14 protein-coding genes and 1 other annotated feature are annotated in these 17,734 nt (G+C 40.4%); of the genes, 5 read left to right on the top strand and 9 right to left on the bottom strand.

What is annotated here, in order from left to right; all coding sequences use genetic code 11:
- Nucleotides 1-155: 155 nt before the first annotated feature.
- On the top strand, nt 156-758 hold the full coding sequence (gene rpsD, locus AAV98_RS06495; RefSeq protein ID WP_060664754.1) for a 30S ribosomal protein S4: 603 nt from the start codon (nt 156-158) through the stop codon (nt 756-758).
- A gap of 530 nt (nt 759-1,288) precedes the next feature.
- On the opposite strand, the gene AAV98_RS06490 is transcribed toward rpsD, so the two are convergent.
- Nucleotides 1,289-1,966, bottom strand: coding sequence for a GNAT family N-acetyltransferase (locus tag AAV98_RS06490; protein ID WP_060664753.1), 678 nt, complete (start codon nt 1,964-1,966; stop codon nt 1,289-1,291).
- A 275-nt stretch (nt 1,967-2,241) separates the two neighbouring features.
- A complete protein-coding gene (gene tyrS, locus AAV98_RS06485) occupies nt 2,242-3,501 on the bottom strand; it encodes a tyrosine--tRNA ligase (RefSeq protein ID WP_060664752.1) in 1,260 nt (419 codons plus the stop codon).
- Between the two features lie 90 nt (nt 3,502-3,591).
- Nucleotides 3,592-3,823: a binding site (T-box leader), on the bottom strand.
- Between the two features lie 158 nt (nt 3,824-3,981).
- On the opposite strand from tyrS, the gene AAV98_RS06480 reads away from it, so the two are divergent.
- Entirely contained in the window at nt 3,982-6,933 is a 2,952-nt protein-coding gene (locus tag AAV98_RS06480) for a transglycosylase domain-containing protein (protein ID WP_060664751.1), read from the top strand.
- Nucleotides 6,934-6,987: 54 nt separating this feature from the next.
- Here AAV98_RS06480 and AAV98_RS06475 read toward each other — a convergent pair whose 3' ends face one another.
- The 3 genes from AAV98_RS06475 to acsA all read right to left on the bottom strand — a co-directional run bounded on the left by AAV98_RS06475 (nt 6,988) and on the right by acsA (nt 10,266).
- Nucleotides 6,988-8,211, bottom strand: coding sequence for an MFS transporter (locus AAV98_RS06475; protein WP_060664750.1), 1,224 nt, complete (start codon nt 8,209-8,211; stop codon nt 6,988-6,990).
- A gap of 107 nt (nt 8,212-8,318) precedes the next feature.
- Entirely contained in the window at nt 8,319-8,462 is a 144-nt protein-coding gene (locus AAV98_RS20210) for a hypothetical protein (RefSeq protein WP_156317676.1), read from the bottom strand.
- A gap of 85 nt (nt 8,463-8,547) precedes the next feature.
- Complete coding sequence (gene acsA / locus AAV98_RS06470; protein WP_060664749.1) at nt 8,548-10,266, bottom strand: acetate--CoA ligase; 1,719 nt, start codon at nt 10,264-10,266, stop codon at nt 8,548-8,550.
- A 231-nt stretch (nt 10,267-10,497) separates the two neighbouring features.
- On the opposite strand from acsA, the gene AAV98_RS06465 reads away from it, so the two are divergent.
- The 3 genes from AAV98_RS06465 to AAV98_RS06455 are packed head-to-tail and all read left to right on the top strand — an operon-like array spanning nt 10,498 to nt 12,995.
- Nucleotides 10,498-11,130, top strand: a complete 633-nt coding sequence (locus AAV98_RS06465) for a GNAT family N-acetyltransferase (RefSeq protein WP_060664748.1) — start codon at nt 10,498-10,500, stop codon at nt 11,128-11,130.
- A gap of 45 nt (nt 11,131-11,175) precedes the next feature.
- A complete protein-coding gene (locus AAV98_RS06460) occupies nt 11,176-11,820 on the top strand; it encodes an acetoin utilization AcuB family protein (protein ID WP_060664747.1) in 645 nt (214 codons plus the stop codon).
- Nucleotides 11,817-12,995 (top strand): acetoin utilization protein AcuC, encoded by a 1,179-nt coding sequence (locus AAV98_RS06455; protein ID WP_060664746.1) that lies wholly within the window; start codon nt 11,817-11,819, stop codon nt 12,993-12,995. Before AAV98_RS06460 ends, AAV98_RS06455 begins: the two co-directional genes overlap by 4 nt.
- A gap of 43 nt (nt 12,996-13,038) precedes the next feature.
- On the opposite strand, the gene motS is transcribed toward AAV98_RS06455, so the two are convergent.
- The 4 genes from motS to AAV98_RS06430 form a co-directional block, all read right to left on the bottom strand.
- Nucleotides 13,039-13,803, bottom strand: coding sequence for a flagellar motor protein MotS (motS, locus tag AAV98_RS06450; RefSeq protein WP_060664745.1), 765 nt, complete (start codon nt 13,801-13,803; stop codon nt 13,039-13,041).
- Nucleotides 13,800-14,615: a flagellar motor protein MotP gene (gene motP / locus AAV98_RS06445; RefSeq protein ID WP_060664744.1), complete on the bottom strand. Its 816-nt coding sequence runs from the start codon at nt 14,613-14,615 to the stop codon at nt 13,800-13,802. The genes motS and motP overlap by 4 nt, the downstream gene beginning before the upstream one ends.
- A 298-nt stretch (nt 14,616-14,913) precedes the next feature.
- On the bottom strand, nt 14,914-15,912 hold the full coding sequence (gene ccpA / locus AAV98_RS06440; protein ID WP_060664743.1) for a catabolite control protein A: 999 nt from the start codon (nt 15,910-15,912) through the stop codon (nt 14,914-14,916).
- A gap of 642 nt (nt 15,913-16,554) precedes the next feature.
- On the bottom strand, nt 16,555-17,631 hold the full coding sequence (locus AAV98_RS06430) for a bifunctional 3-deoxy-7-phosphoheptulonate synthase/chorismate mutase (RefSeq protein WP_060664741.1): 1,077 nt from the start codon (nt 17,629-17,631) through the stop codon (nt 16,555-16,557).
- Nucleotides 17,632-17,734 lie beyond the last annotated feature (103 nt).

The following is a 17,734-nucleotide window of genomic DNA, read 5'->3' as shown; positions in this document are numbered from 1 at the left end:
ATGTTGATTCATTTTGTTCCCCGTAACTTATTTCGGAGGTGTATCGTGTAACTCTTTGCTGCAGAGCGAGGATACATGAAAACAAAATGGTCAAGTAGATGAGTCACATCTGTTATTATTTTACAACAAATAATAACACGAAGGAGGAGTCATTCATGGCTCGTTATACAGGTCCAAGTTGGAAACTCTCTCGCCGTCTAGGCATTTCATTAAGCGGTACAGGTAAAGAATTAGAAAAGCGTCCTTACGCACCAGGACAACACGGTCCTAACCAACGTAAAAAGCTTTCTGAGTACGGCTTACAATTACAAGAAAAACAAAAATTACGTCACATGTACGGCGTAAATGAGCGTCAATTCCGTAGCATTTTTGATGCTGCTGGTAAAATGCAAGGTAAGCACGGTGAAAACTTCATGATTCTTTTAGAATCTCGTTTAGACAACGTGGTTTACCGTTTAGGTCTTGCTCGCACTCGTCGTGGAGCTCGTCAATTAGTTAACCACGGTCACATCACGGTTGATGGATCTCGCGTAGACATCCCATCTTTCCGCGTGAAACCTGGTCAAGTAATTGCAGTTCGCGAAAAGTCTCGCAACCTAAGCTCTGTTAAGGAATCTGTAGAAGTAAATAACTTCGTACCAGAATACCTAACTTTCACTGCTGACGCTTTAGAAGGTACGTTCACTCGTTTACCTGAGCGCTCTGAATTAGCTGCTGAAATCAATGAAGCACTAATCGTTGAGTTCTACTCTCGTTAATCTTTTTAGATTACTAAGCAAAACCCCCCTTAATCAACTTTTAAGGGGGGTTTTGTTCATTTAATTTACTATCCAAAAAATCTAACCCAACAGAGAATAATTAAGGCAATGACTATGGGACTTACTGTGATACCAAATCTTAAAACCCTTCTTTTAACAATATAACGAACCTTTTTTACATTTCTTACTCTGGCTTGTTCCAATATTCCACTCCTTGATAAAAAAATAAGTATTTATATATATGCCAAAAAAGTTGCGTTCATGCAAAAATCAACAGTATCCTTTAACAGAGCCAAAACATAAAAAGCTTGTAGTTATTGTCAACATAATGACAATCAACTACAAGCTCTAAACTCTTCTATTTTATTTTACTTGCATTACTGCAATAAGGTCTTACAAGCATCTTTTTCCAACACCAACTTTTGTATTTATCCAATTACTATGTTTATTCATATTTACAAAAATAAGATATTGTAGCTCTATTAAAAAGATCCATACTACATTTTGCCTAGGTCTATAACTCCGGCCGTTCAGGTCAATTCTAAAAGTTTAAATGGATTTTTCCACTCCATCAATGTGGCATGATTTCGTGATTCATCGTCTTCGAGATAATTTTTGACCACTTTTACAGGCGTACGTCCACAGTGTAAGAGGAAAGAAATGACGGGGTCTTTGATGTCGCCTCTCACTACTCTTTCAAGGTATCTTTCCGCTGACATTTCATCTTTATACTTATGATAGTGTGGCATCCTTGCTCCACCCAGTAAACGTTCTATCCCAAGCTGAATGACCACTTCGTACATGGATTGCATGAGCCACTTTCCAAGTCCAAGCTTCCTGTAAGTTGGACTGACGCTAATATCTACCACATACAAAGTGTTCCCTTTAGGCTGGTGGTTACGTATATAGCCATTATCCGTTATGTGTTCCCAGCTATGGTCAGGATCATCGGGAGTGTAATTCACAAGTAATCCCGTCATCGAGCCAGCAATTTTCCCGGCAATTTCTACACACAGTGCCCCTTTTGGAAACAAATCAACATGATTCTTTAGCTGTGCCTCATTCCACCATAGCTCTGACGGAAAAGGAGGTGGAAAGCATTCCTGTTGAACGCGAATCAATTGCGAAAAGTCCTTTTCCCGATAATTTCGGATAACAGCTTTAACCGGCTTGTCTTGATCAAAAACATAAACCTCTTTTCGGTACACTACACATCACTCCTAATAGTTCATCCACATACAATTAAGTCTACCACCTATTAAGGTAGAGGGTGGAAAAAATAGCTACTTTTTCACGGTAACGATTACTGATACCGTCTATGAAGACATCTCTCACTCTATTTTCACGTCACGGGCGTCTTCATACCGGTCTTGAAGACATCTCTCACTCCATTCCACCTTCACTGAGGTCTTCATCAAGAAAGTTTGATCTAATTTCCTACCAGTCAAAAAAAGACTGCCCAAAGGACAGCCGTCGTAAAAGATTAGTATTTAATAAGGAAGTATTTCTTCTTTCCTCTTCTTACAACAGTAAATTGCCCTTCAATGCGGTCGCTTTCACCTAACACATAAGCAAGATCCTGAACCTTTTCGCCATTAATAGAAATAGCACCATTTGTAATATCTTCACGCGCTTGACGCTTAGAAGGTGCTATCTTACTTGCAACCAACAATTCCACCAATGCCTGCTGCTCCTCGTTTTCCACTTTAAAAGAAGGAACATCTGCAAAACCTTGTTTAATTTCATCAGCAGAAAGTTCAGAAATGGATCCGCTGAACAATGCTTTTGAAATACGGATTGCTTGTTCTAAAGCAGCTTCACCATGCACCAACTTAGTAACTTCTTCTGCTAGACGTTTATGTGCTGAACGTTTTTCCGGCGCCTCTTGCAATTCTTTTTCAAGCTCTAAAATCTCAACGCGCGACAAGAACGTAAAGAATTTCAAGTATTTCACAATATCACGGTCATCTGTATTGATCCAGAATTGGTAGAACTCGTATGGAGACGTCTTCTCTCGGTCTAACCAAATTGCGCCGCCTTCTGTTTTACCAAATTTCGTCCCGTCCGCTTTCGTTACAAGAGGAATCGTCAGACCAAAAGCTTTGGCATTTTCTTCTGATTTACGGATTAACTCCATCCCTGCTGTGATATTTCCCCATTGGTCACTTCCGCCGATTTGAAGTTTACAATTTTGGCCTCTGTATAAATGCAAGAAGTCCAATGATTGAAGAATCATGTAGCTGAATTCCGTGTAAGAGATACCAGATTCAATACGAGATTGTACGGAATCTTTTGCAAGCATGTAATTAAGACCAAAGTTTTTCCCCACATCACGAAGAAAAGTGATAACATTCATTTCCCCAATCCAGTCATGATTGTTTGCAATTACTGCAGGATTTTCTGTTGCTTCAAAATCCAAGAACTGAGAAAGTTGTCCTTTAATTCTATTAGACCACTCTACAACGATATCAGACGTATTCAATGTACGTTCCGCTTTCTTTCCACTTGGATCTCCTATTAATCCAGTACCGCCACCAACTAATGCTATTGGATGATGACCTGCCTGCTGAAATCTTCTCAACGTAAGTATTGGAAGCAAGTGACCAATATGCAAGCTGTCTCCTGTTGGATCAAAACCAGAGTACAACTTCACCTTTTCTTCCGATAAAAGTTTCGTCAATCCCTCTTCATCCGTTATCTGATTCACTAACCCTCTAAACTGCAAATCCTCTAATAAACTCATCGTAATATCTCCTTTTTTGTTGCTTTAGTTAATATAATTCAGCGGTGTTAAGAAGTGCCTAAACACAAAAAAACCCATCCCTCCTGTAAAAGAAGGGACGAGTTTATACGCGGTACCACCCTAATTGAAAAGCAGACAAAGCCGCTTTCCCACTCAAAAATGTAACGGTTCTCACCGTCTCCTGCTACTAAGCTAAAATGCGGCCGTTCCCAAAAGATGCTCGAGGAGGTAATTCATCCAAACAGGTGTACTGATTTTCACCAACCATCAGCTCTCTTTAAGCATGCCTATTTGTACTACTTATTCCTGTCTTAGCACATTCTATAACTAATCAAAAATTTATATAAAGTCTTTTTACCATAAAAAATAGTATCATGTCAACAGAAACATCAAGAAATTTTTGGAAGAAAACAAAAAATTTGTCGCTATAAAACCGCAATATGCTATAATTAGTATGATTTGCCGGGGGGTAGATAAAATATGTCAAACTACGACAAGTTCAAAGAAAAATCACAGACCTTTTTTCAATTTTTTATAAATAATAAGACGAAAAAAGGCGCCAACATTACATATTTAGTAGTGTGGAATCTCATTCTTGTTTTTCTCGTTATCGGAGTAATTGGGGTGTCATTCGCTGGCGGTGCAGGTGCGGGTTATTTTGCAGCACTCGTCAAAGAAGAGCCCATCCGTTCTTATGAAGATTTGAGAAAAAACATTTACAACTACGAAGAATCTACAGAAATGTATTTTGCCAATGACGTTTATTTAGGAAAATATCGTGCAGATCTACTTCGAGAAGAAGTGTCCCTTGATAACGTATCAGAGCATTTAGTTAACGCACTTGTCTCAACCGAAGATGAATATTTCTATGAACATGAAGGGGTCGTACCAAAAGCCATCGTCCGTGCCCTTGTTCAGGAAGTAACAAATTCTGCTAACCAAACTGGTGGTAGTACGTTAACACAACAGTTGATTAAGAATCAAATTTTAACAAATGATGTCTCTTTTGATCGAAAAGCGAAAGAGATACTCCTCGCCCTTCGCCTGGAGAATTATTTCTCGAAAGAAGAGATACTTGAAGCCTACCTAAATGTTTCCCCTTTTGGTAGAGATTCAAACGGTAGAAACATTGCCGGAGCTCAGACAGCAGCAGAGGGGATTTTTGGTGTAGACATTAGTGAATTGTCCATTCCACAAGCTGCCTTTATTGCAGGACTTCCACAAAGTCCATTTGCCTACACTCCTTTCACACGTTCAGCGGAAGTAAAAACTCCAGAAGGACTGGAACCAGGTCTTGATAGAATGCGATATGTACTTCACCGTATGCATCAAATGGGACATATTGATGATAATCAGTATGAAGAAGCACTTGCTTATGACATTACAAAAGATTTAGCAAATCCTACTAGCAGTGCTATTGAAGAATACCCATATGTTGCATTTGAAATTGAAGAACGTGCGCAAGAAATCATTGCAGAGCAGTTAGCAATAAACGATGGCTATGAACAAGAAGAATTGGATAACAACGAAGAATTGCTTAGAGAATATTTACAGTTAGCCGATACAACGCTTAGACAAAAAGGCTATGTTATTAAGACAACGATAGATAAGGATATCTATTCAAAAATGAGACAGATAACACAGGAGTTTCCTTATTTTAATGAAACGAAAGTTTATTCTTATGAAGAGGAAACACATCCTGATACTGGAGAATTGCTTGCCAAAAACGCAGAACAAGTTGGAGCTTTATTAATGAACAACAAAACTGGCGCAATCATTAGTTTTGTTGGAGGAAGAGACTTCAAACTGAAGGACTTAAACTTCGCTACCAATACTTGGCGTCATAACGGTTCAACCATGAAACCTTTACTTGGATATGCACCTGCGTATGAAATGGGAACATTGCAACCTGGTAGTATACTTGCAGATACACCGTTGACTGTAAAAATCCCTGGTCAAGAAGCATGGTCTCCGAACAACTGGAATAACCAATTCAACGGTCTTCAAACTGTGCGTCAATCTGTGGCATTATCCCATAACTTGGCTGCAATACGAGGATATATGGAAATACTTCCACAAAGACCGATGGAATACTTGTACAAACAAAACTTCAAAAAACTAACCCAAGCGGACTCTGAAAATATTTCTGCAGTTCTTGGATCACCATCTGTCGGGGTTAGCGTAGAAGAAAATACAGCAGGCTACGGAACATTTGCAAACGGCGGAAATTACGTTGAACCATACTTAATTGAAAGTATCAAAACCAAAGATGGGGAAGTCATCTATGAGCATAAAGTCGAGCCTGTAGAAATTTATTCTCCTCAGACTGCATATTTAATGATAGATACTATGCGTGATACTTTTAGAAGAGGTACCGCAAACGTAGCAAGAGACCATATTCAATTCCGTTCTGATTGGGCCGGAAAGACAGGTACCACGCAGGATACACATGATATATGGATGATGGGTTCAAATCCAAATATCACCTTTGGTCTTTGGATGGGGTATGACGAGCGACATGTATTAAGATCAAACAGTGGTAGAACCCCTACCCAGAGAAGCCAAATACTATGGGCACAACTTTTAAACGGTGCCTACGACATCAATCCTGAACTAATCGGCCCTTCCGGACAGTTCCAAATGCCAGGCGGAATAGTTCGCCGCAGCTATTGTAAATTGTCAGGGTTGCTGCCATCCACCCTTTGCCAAAAAGCAGGCCTTGTTGGAGAAGATATTTTCAATGCAAAATATGCTCCTACAAAAACGGATGATAGTTTAACAACAGGTAAATATGTTCAAATTGGGGACGTTGCTTATGCACCATTAAGTTCAACGCCATCGGAATTTGTTAAAGAAGGTCCGATGATCAAACCGGATTTCTTGAAGAAACTTCAACTGGATAGCTTGGAAGAACTCGCTAAATACATGAAAGATAAAACTCTCTTTGATGGATTGACAGTACTTTCTGAGGACCCTCTACCAGCTAACGGTTCGGCACCGAAACAAGTTGGAGGTGTAAACGTATCCGGTTCCACTTTAACTTGGGCAGCAAGCTCACAAAAAGACGTTATTGGGTATTATGTTTACTATAAAGAAAACAGCGCAAGCTCTGCACGTAGAATTGCTTCCGTGCAAGCTGACAACAACATGAGCACCAAGGTCTCTCAAAAATCCGGATTTTTCTATGTCACTGCAGTTAATGCCAGTGGTAAAGAATCTGCTCCATCCAGCTCGGCAAAGCTTGGAGACCCGGATAAAAAAGAAGAACCAAAACCTAAGCCAAAGCCGGATCCTAAACCACCTTCCAATGGTGGTGGCGGTAATGGAAGTGGCGGTGGAAACGATGGTGGAGGAAATGAAGACGGCGGTGACGGCGACGATAACTCTACTGATCCACCACCAGATGATAGTGGAGACGAAGGAGAAGAATAATTCTCTGCAATTAACCTAAAAGGCACTCACCCACATGGGTAAGTGCCTTTTTCATTATGTCATAGCGGCGTTTTGTCTTTTCTTGTTACTCCAGTTACCAGCAACAAAAAGAATAACTAGTGACGTCGTAATGAGAGTTCCGTGCAAAATGAGTGCCATCTGCGGCATTGTAAGACCTTTTAACAGAATTGGTGCAACGACAAACCCAAGTGCAAAGCCTAGCGATTTCAATAGCATCCCTACGGCAAAAACTCTTCCCCTTATGTAATTATCTGACTTCTGAAGTATGCTTGCATGTAAAGTAGTAAAACAAGCATCAAAAATTCCTGTTAAAAACGCAAAAATTAATATAATGCTCACCGTTGTATTCGATAAGAAAATAATAAAACCGAGTGACATGAACATAGCCGATAAGAAAAATACTGTATAGATTTTTTCACTTCTGATAATTTTTAGTTTTGGTATGGTATACGTTGCAAGAACAGAACCTATTCCCCAAACACCCCAAATCATGCCGTAATAGAAGCTTTGACGATCTCCATCAATCTGTTCGGCCAATAAAGGAATCCCAAGATTATGGGAGCTGCCTGCAAAAGCACCCACCAGAAATACCACATTTATCATTAAAAGCATTGGTGCTAACTTCAGGTAACGATACACTTCCCTTGTATTCCTCAAAACAGACAAAAGATTATTTCTAAATCCACTAACAATCTCCTTATTTTCCTTAGTTGCAGTAGCATCCCATTTCATTCTCCAAAGCACAAAACCAGATAACAAATATGTACCAGCATCAATCATCAATGTATACTTATATCCTAAAACTTCTGTAATAACCCCTGCACCAATAAATCCAGTAACAAGGCTGATGGATGTCAATCTGGCAATAAGCGAGTTCGTTTCTAGAATATTATCTTGACCGAATATTTGCGGAACCTCCGCACTGAAACTGACCATAAAGAAGCTATTGATAAAGCCGATTAAAGCCGATACCACCAGTATCATTACAGGATCTGGGAAGGGAATTAATAAAAGGATCAGCCCCGCTCTCGAAATGTCCGTCGCAAGCATGATGGTCTTTCTATTCCATTTATCTGCCGCTACTCCACTAACTAAGCTGGCCAGAACACCCCCAATTGTTCTAGCCGCCATCGTTGCAGCCAACCACACAGGACTCCCAGTTGCTGCATATACGACTACATTTAATACAATCAAATCCATAAATGAGCCGAAGTCAGATAATGCCTTTGTGTATAAAAATAACTTGTGTTTTCCCATTGCTGTTTCCCCTATTCTCTATATGTTCTGTATCTATAGTACTCCTGTTAGGGTTTATTTCGCAATACGAAATTTTGAAAAGTGTGATTTTTCTTTGAACTGTCTTTTTAGAAGAGAGCTTCTACCACTTTTCTGAGACCTTCTCCCTTTTCGAGATAACCTTCTACCACTTTCACGCGAACTTCTACCTTTTCCGGATTACCTTGTACCACTTCCCCCAACCTTTTACCTTTCAACAAGATTCGACACAACCAAACCTCCCATGAATAATCCCCCAAATCAAAAAAAAACAGCCCACCGCAAAAACGGCAGGCTGTTGTCTCCAAGCAAAGCTAATTAATCTTCCATCGTAGACAAATCACCAGTTGGCAGATCCAGCTCCCATGCTTTCAATACACGACGCATGATCTTACCACTACGAGTCTTTGGAAGCTTGTCGCGGAATTCAATTTCACGTGGTGCCGCATGAGCTGCAAGACCACGTTTCACAAATTGACGAATCTCCTCTTTAAGTTCGTCACTTGCTGTATGACCGTCACGAAGCGCAACGAACGCTTTAATGATTTCACCGCGAACCGGATCTGGTTTCCCGATAACTCCGGCTTCAGCAACAGCAGGATGCTCAACAAGCTTGCTTTCCACTTCAAATGGTCCAACACGTTCACCAGATGTCATGATAACATCATCGATACGCCCCTGGAACCAGAAGTAGCCTTCTTCATCCATATAAGCTGAATCACCTGAAACATACCAATCACCTGGCATGAAATAGGATTCGTACTTCTCTTTGTTATTCCAGATTGTGTGCATCATGGACGGCCAGCCTTTTTTAATGGCAAGATTGCCCATGCGATATGGAGGAAGTTCATTTCCTTGATCGTCCACAATTGCCGCTTCTACTCCCGGAATCGGCTTGCCCATAGATCCAGGCTTGATTTCCATTGCTGGATAGTTACAGATCAATTGTGCACCTGTTTCGGTCATCCACCATGTATCGTGGATGCGGAGATTAAACACCTTCACACCCCAACGGATTACTTCGGGGTTTAATGGTTCGCCGACACTTAAGATATGGCGAAGAGAAGATAGATCATACTTTTTCACTACTTCGTCTCCTGCTCCCATCAACATACGGAATGCCGTTGGTGCGCTGTACCAAACAGATACGCCATAATCCTCAATTGTCTCATACCATGCTTCCGGTCTGAAACGGCCGCCAACAATGACATTGGATGCTCCTGCAAGCCAAGGTCCGAAGATACCATATGCCGTTCCTGTTACCCAACCTGGGTCAGCAGTGCACCAGTACACATCATCTTCTTTCAGGTCCAATACCCACTTAGCTGTTTGATAGTGCTGAATCATGGCATTATGAACGTGAAGCACTCCTTTTGGCTTCCCAGTGGATCCGCTTGTATAATGAAGCACCAAGCCGTCTGTCTTTTCCATCCATTCCACTTGAAGCTTTCTGCTTGCTTCCTTCATACGGGAGTTAAAGTCGATGAAAGGCCCTTCCTCTTTCACATTTTCCCCTACGAGTACAACGTGCTTCAGTGCAGGCAGATCATCTAGTGGAATACGATTAAGCAGATCTGGTGTAGTGATGATTACTTTTGCTTGGCTGTCCTCTAAACGGTCCTTAACAGCGCCTTCCATAAATGCCTCAAACAATGGACCGACAATCGCGCCAAGCTTGATCGCGCCGAGTGCGGCGAAATATAATTCAGGGGACCGTGGCATGAAGATAAAGACACGATCTCCTTTTTCCACATCGCAAGTCTGTCTTAAAATGTTACCTGCTTTGTTGGACATATCTTTCATTTCTTTGAACGTATACTTTTCATCACGTTCTGGATCACGGTAATATAGTGCTACTTTATTTTTTCGTGCTGATTCTGCATGACGGTCGATGGCTTCATGTGCAACATTCACTCTTCCCGTTTCAGAAAAACTGAAGTTTTTTTCTACCTCTGACCAGTCAAAATTTCGGTAGGTTTGTTCATAGTCTTCTAGATTGTAGTTCCCCTTCGTCACTGGTAACGCTTCCACTTTCATCCACAAACACCCCTTATGTATATTTCTTCAATACTATTATAGTACAGATAAAATTTTTTCTCAATTTTTTAAAAATTAATAGTATTGCATGAATAATTTCGTGTTTTCTAGTAGACTAGAGATAGAGTGAGATGAAAGCGTTTTAATTCACTTGAATTTTTCTAGTAAAATGAGAAAATATCATTAGAAGATTACTAATATTCTTGTAGGTAAAAGTAGGTGGAGAGTTAGATGGAACACAGAAAAACGTATAATGCGAAGGAAATTAGAACCAAAAATAGCCGCTTGATCATTGAAGGACCAGTAACACCAGAGAAGCTGGCAAGCTATGAGTTTCATAAAGATCTTGTTGCATTTAGACCTCCGGAACAACAGCGTAAGGCCTTAATTGAAATTGCTGGCCTTCCAGAGGGACGAATCATCATTGCAAGAACACACGATACCATTGTTGGTTATGTAACCTATCTCTATCCTGATCCGATGGAAAGATGGTCAGAGGGGAAAATGGAAAACCTTATTGAACTTGGCGCCATTGAAGTAGTGCCCGAAGTTCGCGGTAGTTCTGTTGGAAAATCCCTGCTACAAGTTTCGATGATGGATGACATGATGGAAAACTATATTGTGATAACAACTGAATATTATTGGCATTGGGACTTAAAAGGTACGGGACTTAATGTCTGGGAATATAGAAAAATAATGGAAAAAATGATGAACGCAGGTGGTTTGGAATACTTTGCAACTGACGACCCTGAGATCAGTTCCCATCCAGCCAACTGTTTGATGGCTAGAATCGGCAAAAACATTGATCAGGAATCTGTACAGAGATTTGATCAACTTCGCTTTCACAACCGTTTTATGTACTAGCATATAATGTCTTAAACGTGACTTGTTTTACAAGGAGGAAAGACTATGATTGTAGAAAGAATTATGAAGAAAGATGTTCATACATTACTGCCCTCAGATACGGTGGAGCAAGCTCTTCATCTTATGGAAGAAAAAAATATTCGTCATATTCCTATTGTAAATAATAATCAGCAATTAGTTGGGATAATATCTGACAGGGATGTTCGTAACGGGCTTCAGGCGTCTCTATATGAAAATAGTGCCCAAGAGGACCTACAGCAGCCACTTTCCAAAGTAATGAAAACAAATCTATTAACAGGTCACCCTCTGGATTTCGTTGAGGAGGTTGCCGCAACTTTTTATGAATATAAAATTGGTTGCCTTCCGATTATACAAGAATCCAAACTCGTAGGAATTGTTACAGAAACGGACCTGCTCTATACATTTGTACAATTAACAGGAGCAAATCAGCCAGCATCCCAGTTCGAAGTAAAAGTTGAAAATATTGCTGGGAAGCTTGCAGAAGTAACCTCCATGTTAAAGAAACGAAAGCTTAATATCCTCAGTGTGCTTGTCTACCCTCATCATGATGAGCAATTTAAAATTCTTGTCTTCCGGGTTCAAACAATGAATCCTACAGGTGTCATTCATGACCTGCAGGAAGAAGGCTATGAAGTGTTGTGGCCGAATTTACCGGGTGTGACCTCATGAAAAAAGCAGCTTTTGTGTATTCGGATGATTTTCAGACCTATAAGTTCAGTGAAAACCATCCCTTTAATCAACTAAGAGTTAAACTCACTTTTGACTTACTACAAAAGAGCAACCTGCTCTCAAGTCAAGATATTGTTCCACCGAGAATGGCTACTGATGAGGAGTTAGCGTTGATTCATGATCCACGCTATATAGAGGCTGTTAAACTGGCTGGAAAGGGACTCTTGCCTAAAGAGAAAGCAAGTAACTATGGACTGGGGACAGAAGATACCCCCATTTTCCAAAATATGCATGAGGCTAGTGCACTGCTTGTTGGCGGAACGTTAACAGCTGTGGATCAAGTGATGTCTGGAAAAGCCGAACATGCCTTAAATCTTGGCGGTGGCCTTCATCACGGTTTCCGTGGAAAGGCATCTGGATTTTGTATCTATAATGATACTGCCGTGGCTATAAAATATCTTCAAGAAAAGTACGGTGCACGCGTTCTTTACGTTGATACGGATGCTCATCATGGCGACGGAGTCCAGTGGGCATTTTACGAAGATCCCGATGTATGTACCTTATCCATCCATGAAACTGGTAGATATTTATTTCCTGGTACCGGGAATGTGAATGAGCGAGGTCAGGGCGATGGATACGGGTATTCTTTCAATATTCCAATCGACGCATTTACAGAAGACGAATCTTTCTTGGATGTGTACGAACAGTCCCTTACTCAAGTGGCAGATTTCTTCAAACCTGATGTTATTTTGACGCAGAATGGTGCAGATGCCCATTACTACGACCCGCTCACCCACCTATCCACTTCAATAAAAGTGTATCGGGAGATTCCAAAGCTTGCACATAAAATTGCACATCGCTATTGTAAAGGACGATGGATTGGAGTAGGTGGGGGAGGCTATGATATATGGAGAGTTGTTCCTAGAGCATGGTCTCATGTTTGGTTAGAAATGACGGAGAAGAATCATGTACAAGGATCATTGTCAGAAGATTGGATAAACGAATGGAAGGAAAAGGCCCCTGTTGAATTGCCTACTACATGGGAAGACAGCCCTGATCTATATAAGCCGATTCCAAGAAAACAAGAAATTACAGAGAAAAATAAACAGCTTCTTACGAAAGCATTGTATCCTATAAGCCATCTGCAGACGGATAAAAATTCTCAAATTGGATAAAGGAAAACCAGCACTGCACGAGTAACGTGAAGAGCTGGTTTTTTTAGTTTACAATTTCTTCTTTTTGAGGATCGGAAATGACTATTTCTACTCGTCTATTTTTTTGATAGTTAGCATCCGATGTGTTCCCTACAATCGGCCTTGTATCGCCATAGCCTACAGCACTGAAACGCTCAGGGTCCAAGTCATGGGATTCCAATAGGTAACGAATCACACTACTTGCTCTAGCAGCAGATAATTCCCAATTGGAAGGAAACTTTTCGGTTGAAATTGGCCTGTTGTCTGTATGACCTTCTACTTTTACAAGGTTAGGAATTCTTGTTAATAGCGTACCTACTTTATCCAAAAAAGGGTGAGCAATTGGAAGAATTCTTGCTTCTGCTGTTTCATATAATACTTTCTCCTCTAACACAAGTACTATTCCGCGTTCCGTCCTGTTGGCAACCACAACATCCTCAAGATCATTTTCCTCTAAAAATGTTTGAACTTCCGTAAGTAATTCTTGCAAACTCTCATCATTCTGCTGTGCTTCTTCCTGATTTTTCGAGACATCTTCTTGGTTATTTGTGGATTCTGTATTTACAGAGAAATCTGTCGGGTGTTCAAATGGTACAGCGGAAGGATTATAATCCAAGATGTTCACTTGTTTGAACGATTCCGCTACTGCTTTGAATTTTACCAAATCGATTTGAGACATTGAGAAAAGCAAGATGAAGAAAACCAATACCAACATGAACAAATCTGAAAATGTTACCATCCAAATTGGTGCTCCTGGAGATGTTTTCTCCTTTTTCTTTCTTAGCATCATCGAACACTTTCCTCCAGTGCCTCCACTTCCATTACCTCTTCTTTTACACGGTCACGAGAAGTAAGGAATGCGGATAATTTCTCTTCCAGGATTTTAGGATTTTGCCCTGACTGGACTCCAATAACACCTTCGATAATAATTTGTTTGAGAAAAACTTCTTTTTCTGTCTTATTTCCCAATTTATTTGCCATTGGAATACAAATTAAATTTGCGATTAAAGATCCATATAATGTGGTCAGAATCGCAATTGCCATATTTGGTCCTAATGTTGTGGGGTCATTCAGATTGTTTAGCATTAACACTAGCCCAATAAGAGTACCTATCATTCCCCAGGCAGGTGCATATTCTCCAGCTTTGTCTAAAATATTTTTTCCTTTTAGATGTCTTTCTTCCATTGCACTTATTTCTGCATTCATAATGTCGTGAATAATTTCTGGCTCTACTCCGTCAACGGCGAGCAGGATCCCTTTCCTAATAAACTCATCATCCACATCCTCCAATTCTGCTTCTAACGCAAGAAGGCCTTCTCTCCTTGCTCGATCAGCAAGGCGGACAAATGTATTAATCAGAACCGGCAGTTCCATTTCCTTATGAGAGAATGCAGCCTTTATGACTACAGGCACAAGTCTCAGTTCTTTCATATTATAATTTATTAATAATGCTCCTACCGTTCCCCCTAATACGATGAACAAGGATGCAGGATCTAGGAAGCTTGCTAATCCTGCTAGGCCATTTCCGCTTAATATTCCAAACATTATCATTGCCAACCCGAGAACGAGACCTATTGGTGTAAACATATCAAACTTTTTCATACTTTCTCCCCTGACCTTAAACGCTCTTGTTTGTAATTTTATTAATTTATCTCCGTAACTCCCAGTTTCCTTTCGTTCCAGGTGAACGCTTTCCGCGAAACAGTGCTTGAGCCTCCTCGGCTACGCCTGCGTGGTCTCAAGCTACCTCTTCTCTCCCACTGAAGTCTCTCACCTTACATACAGTCAACTGGGGAAAGTGGATAAATCAATTAATTGACATTTTCAATTTCAAATAAAGAAAGAGGACAAACATTTGGTTGGTTGTCCTCTTCTTTTACTATCTATATCGACAGTTTATTTATTTTGTTGAGCGTCTAAATTCAATTCTATGAGGTAGTACGACAGTTTGGTCTTCCACTTTCTCTTTATTCATGAATTTCGTCAATAGTCTCATGGCCACTGCCCCAATGTCATACATTGGTTGAACAACTGTAGAGAGTTGTGGACGGACCATTGTAGCGAGTCTAGTGTTATCGAATCCAATTACTTCTATGTCTTCTGGGATATTCAATCCGTTGTCCTGAGCACCATGAATAACACCTAAGGCCATTTCATCCGTTCCAACAAAAATGGCAGTTGGGCGGTCTTTTAATGCAATTAGTTTTTCGACCGCTTCAATACCGGAATCGTAGGAATAATCACCTTCTAAAACAATCTCTTCATCATAAGAAAGACCAGCATCTTCTAGTGCGCGTTTATACCCTGTCAATTTTTTCTCCCCGTTGATTGGTTCTTCAAAAAGACCTGACACGTAGCCCACTCGTTTATGCCCTTTTTCAATTAATGCGGTTACAGCATCAAAAGAGGCTTGTACATAATCAATGGTTACGGATGGCACCTTGTTGTCTTTTTCAATGGATGCAGCCAATACAATTGGAACTGGTGATCTTTCAAATTCTGCTGCCAACTCTTCTGTTATATTCCCACTCATGAAAACAATTCCATCTACCTGTTTGCCTAGCATGGTGTTTAACAGGTGTAATTCCTTGTCCACATTTTGATCCGAGTTGCTTAGAATGATATTGTATTTATACATCGTTGCAATATCTTCAATTCCGCGAGCTAACTCTGCATAGAAGATATTGGAGATATCAGGGATGATAACTCCTACTGTGGTTGTTTTTTTGCTTGCCAGTCCTCTTGCTACTGCATTTGGACGATATCCAAGCCGTTCAATTGCTTCCAATACTTTTTTTCTTGTGGTAGGTTTAACATTCGGGTTTCCGTTTACTACTCGGGAAACCGTTGCCATGGAAACGTTCGCTTCTCTGGCAACATCATAAATTGTGACGTTCATTCACACACACTCTCCTTCTATATACATGCATCTATGTAAGGCAATATTTAATAATATGTTTTGTAAAACACCGTTGTTGTTTTCCAATGGCTTTGCTTTCCTAGAGGCTGACGTGAGCCTCCTTCGGCTACGCCTGCGGGGTCTCGTCTCCACAGTGGCCACTGAAAAAGTCTTAATTTTAGTATTTTTAGAAACACCGCTGTTGATTTCCGCAAATGGCTTCGCTTTCCTAAGGGCTGACGTGAGCCTCCTCGGCTTCGCCTGCGGGGTCTCCACCTAGCGCTATCTCCCTCAGGAGTCTCCGCCTTTTGCTCCAATCAACAGCTAGGAATAATAAAAAACTCTATGTTATCAGTTTTTCATGTGGCTTTGTCTCAACATTGCCGCTATTTTCCCTCAGGAGTCTTCGCCCTTTGCTCCAATCAACAGCTAGGATACATCAACAAATTCCATAACACAGCCAATAAGATAAATTTGACAAAATAACGCATTTATCTAATAATCATACGTTATTCTAGGCAGACAAGCAACGAATTTACTATACTCCTGCTTATATCTTTTGCTAAATGTATATTTTTTATGAAAACTTATGAAAACAGACAAAGACGAGCGTTCTCCCCGCTCGTCTTTGGTGAAATCGTATTATGATTTGTATGCGTAGTGGCTGCGTAATTCCGTGATGAACTCATTGAATTGATCAATGTCCATTTGCTGTGCCGCATCGGAAAGTGCTACTGCCGGATCAGGATGAACTTCCGCCATCACTCCATCCGCACCAATTGCAAGTGCAGCCTTTGCAGTAGGCAATAGAAGATCTTTTCTACCAGTGGAATGTGTTACATCCACGAATACAGGTAAGTGAGTTTCTTTCTTTAAGATTGGTACAGCAGAAATATCTAATGTGTTACGTGTAGCTTTCTCATACGTTCTGATTCCACGCTCACATAAAATGATTTGATCATTACCTTGAGAAATAATGTACTCAGCTGCATTAATGAATTCATCAATTGTAGCTGCAAGTCCTCTTTTTAGTAGAACCGGCTTTTTCACAGCACCAGCTGCTTTCAGTAGCTCAAAGTTTTGCATGTTACGCGCACCGATTTGAATGACGTCTACGTAATCGCACGCAACTTCAATATCAGCTGGGTTGATGATTTCACTAATGATTGCCATATCAAACTCATCACCAACACGTTTTAGAATTTTTAAGCCTTCCAATCCAAGACCTTGGAAGTCGTATGGAGATGTTCTTGGCTTAAATGCTCCACCACGAAGAAGTTTTATTCCTTGTGCTTTTGCCGCTTGAGCCACTTGGGCAACTTGTTCATAACTTTCAACGGCGCAAGGGCCAATGATGAAGTTTTGAGATCCATCACCAATTTTTACTCCTTTTACTTCAACAACCGTATCTTCCGGTTTTTTCTTACGAGAAACAAGTAGTGCTTTTCTATGATCATCTTTTTGCAGTTCAAGTCCTGCTTTAAATATTTCTTTGAATATATGCTGTAAAGTGGAAGTTTCGAAAGGTCCATCGTTATGTTCCGTAATCAAGTCCAACATTTTTCTTTCACGGACTGGGTCATATCGATTCACACCTTGCGCCTCTTTAAGCTTTCCAATCTCTTGGACAAGCTCCCCGCGCTTGTTAATAACCTCTAATAGTTGTAAGTTTAGTTCTTCGACTTGTTTTCGCAAGGCGTCTAATTCGTTATGACTCATATAATTTCATCCTTTCTATATTTATAACAGTACCGAATTGTGGTACATTTCTATTAATTAGTTATTATAAACGATGATTTTGTGATTGTCACGGATTTTTTCT

Origin of the sequence: Bacillus sp. CHD6a, assembly GCF_001293645.1 — a bacterium.
In the GTDB taxonomy this organism is placed as follows: Bacteria; Bacillota; Bacilli; order Bacillales; family Bacillaceae_I; genus Sutcliffiella_A.
The sequence above is the reverse complement of the archived record's forward strand: the minus strand, read 5'-3'. Positions and strand labels throughout refer to the sequence as shown.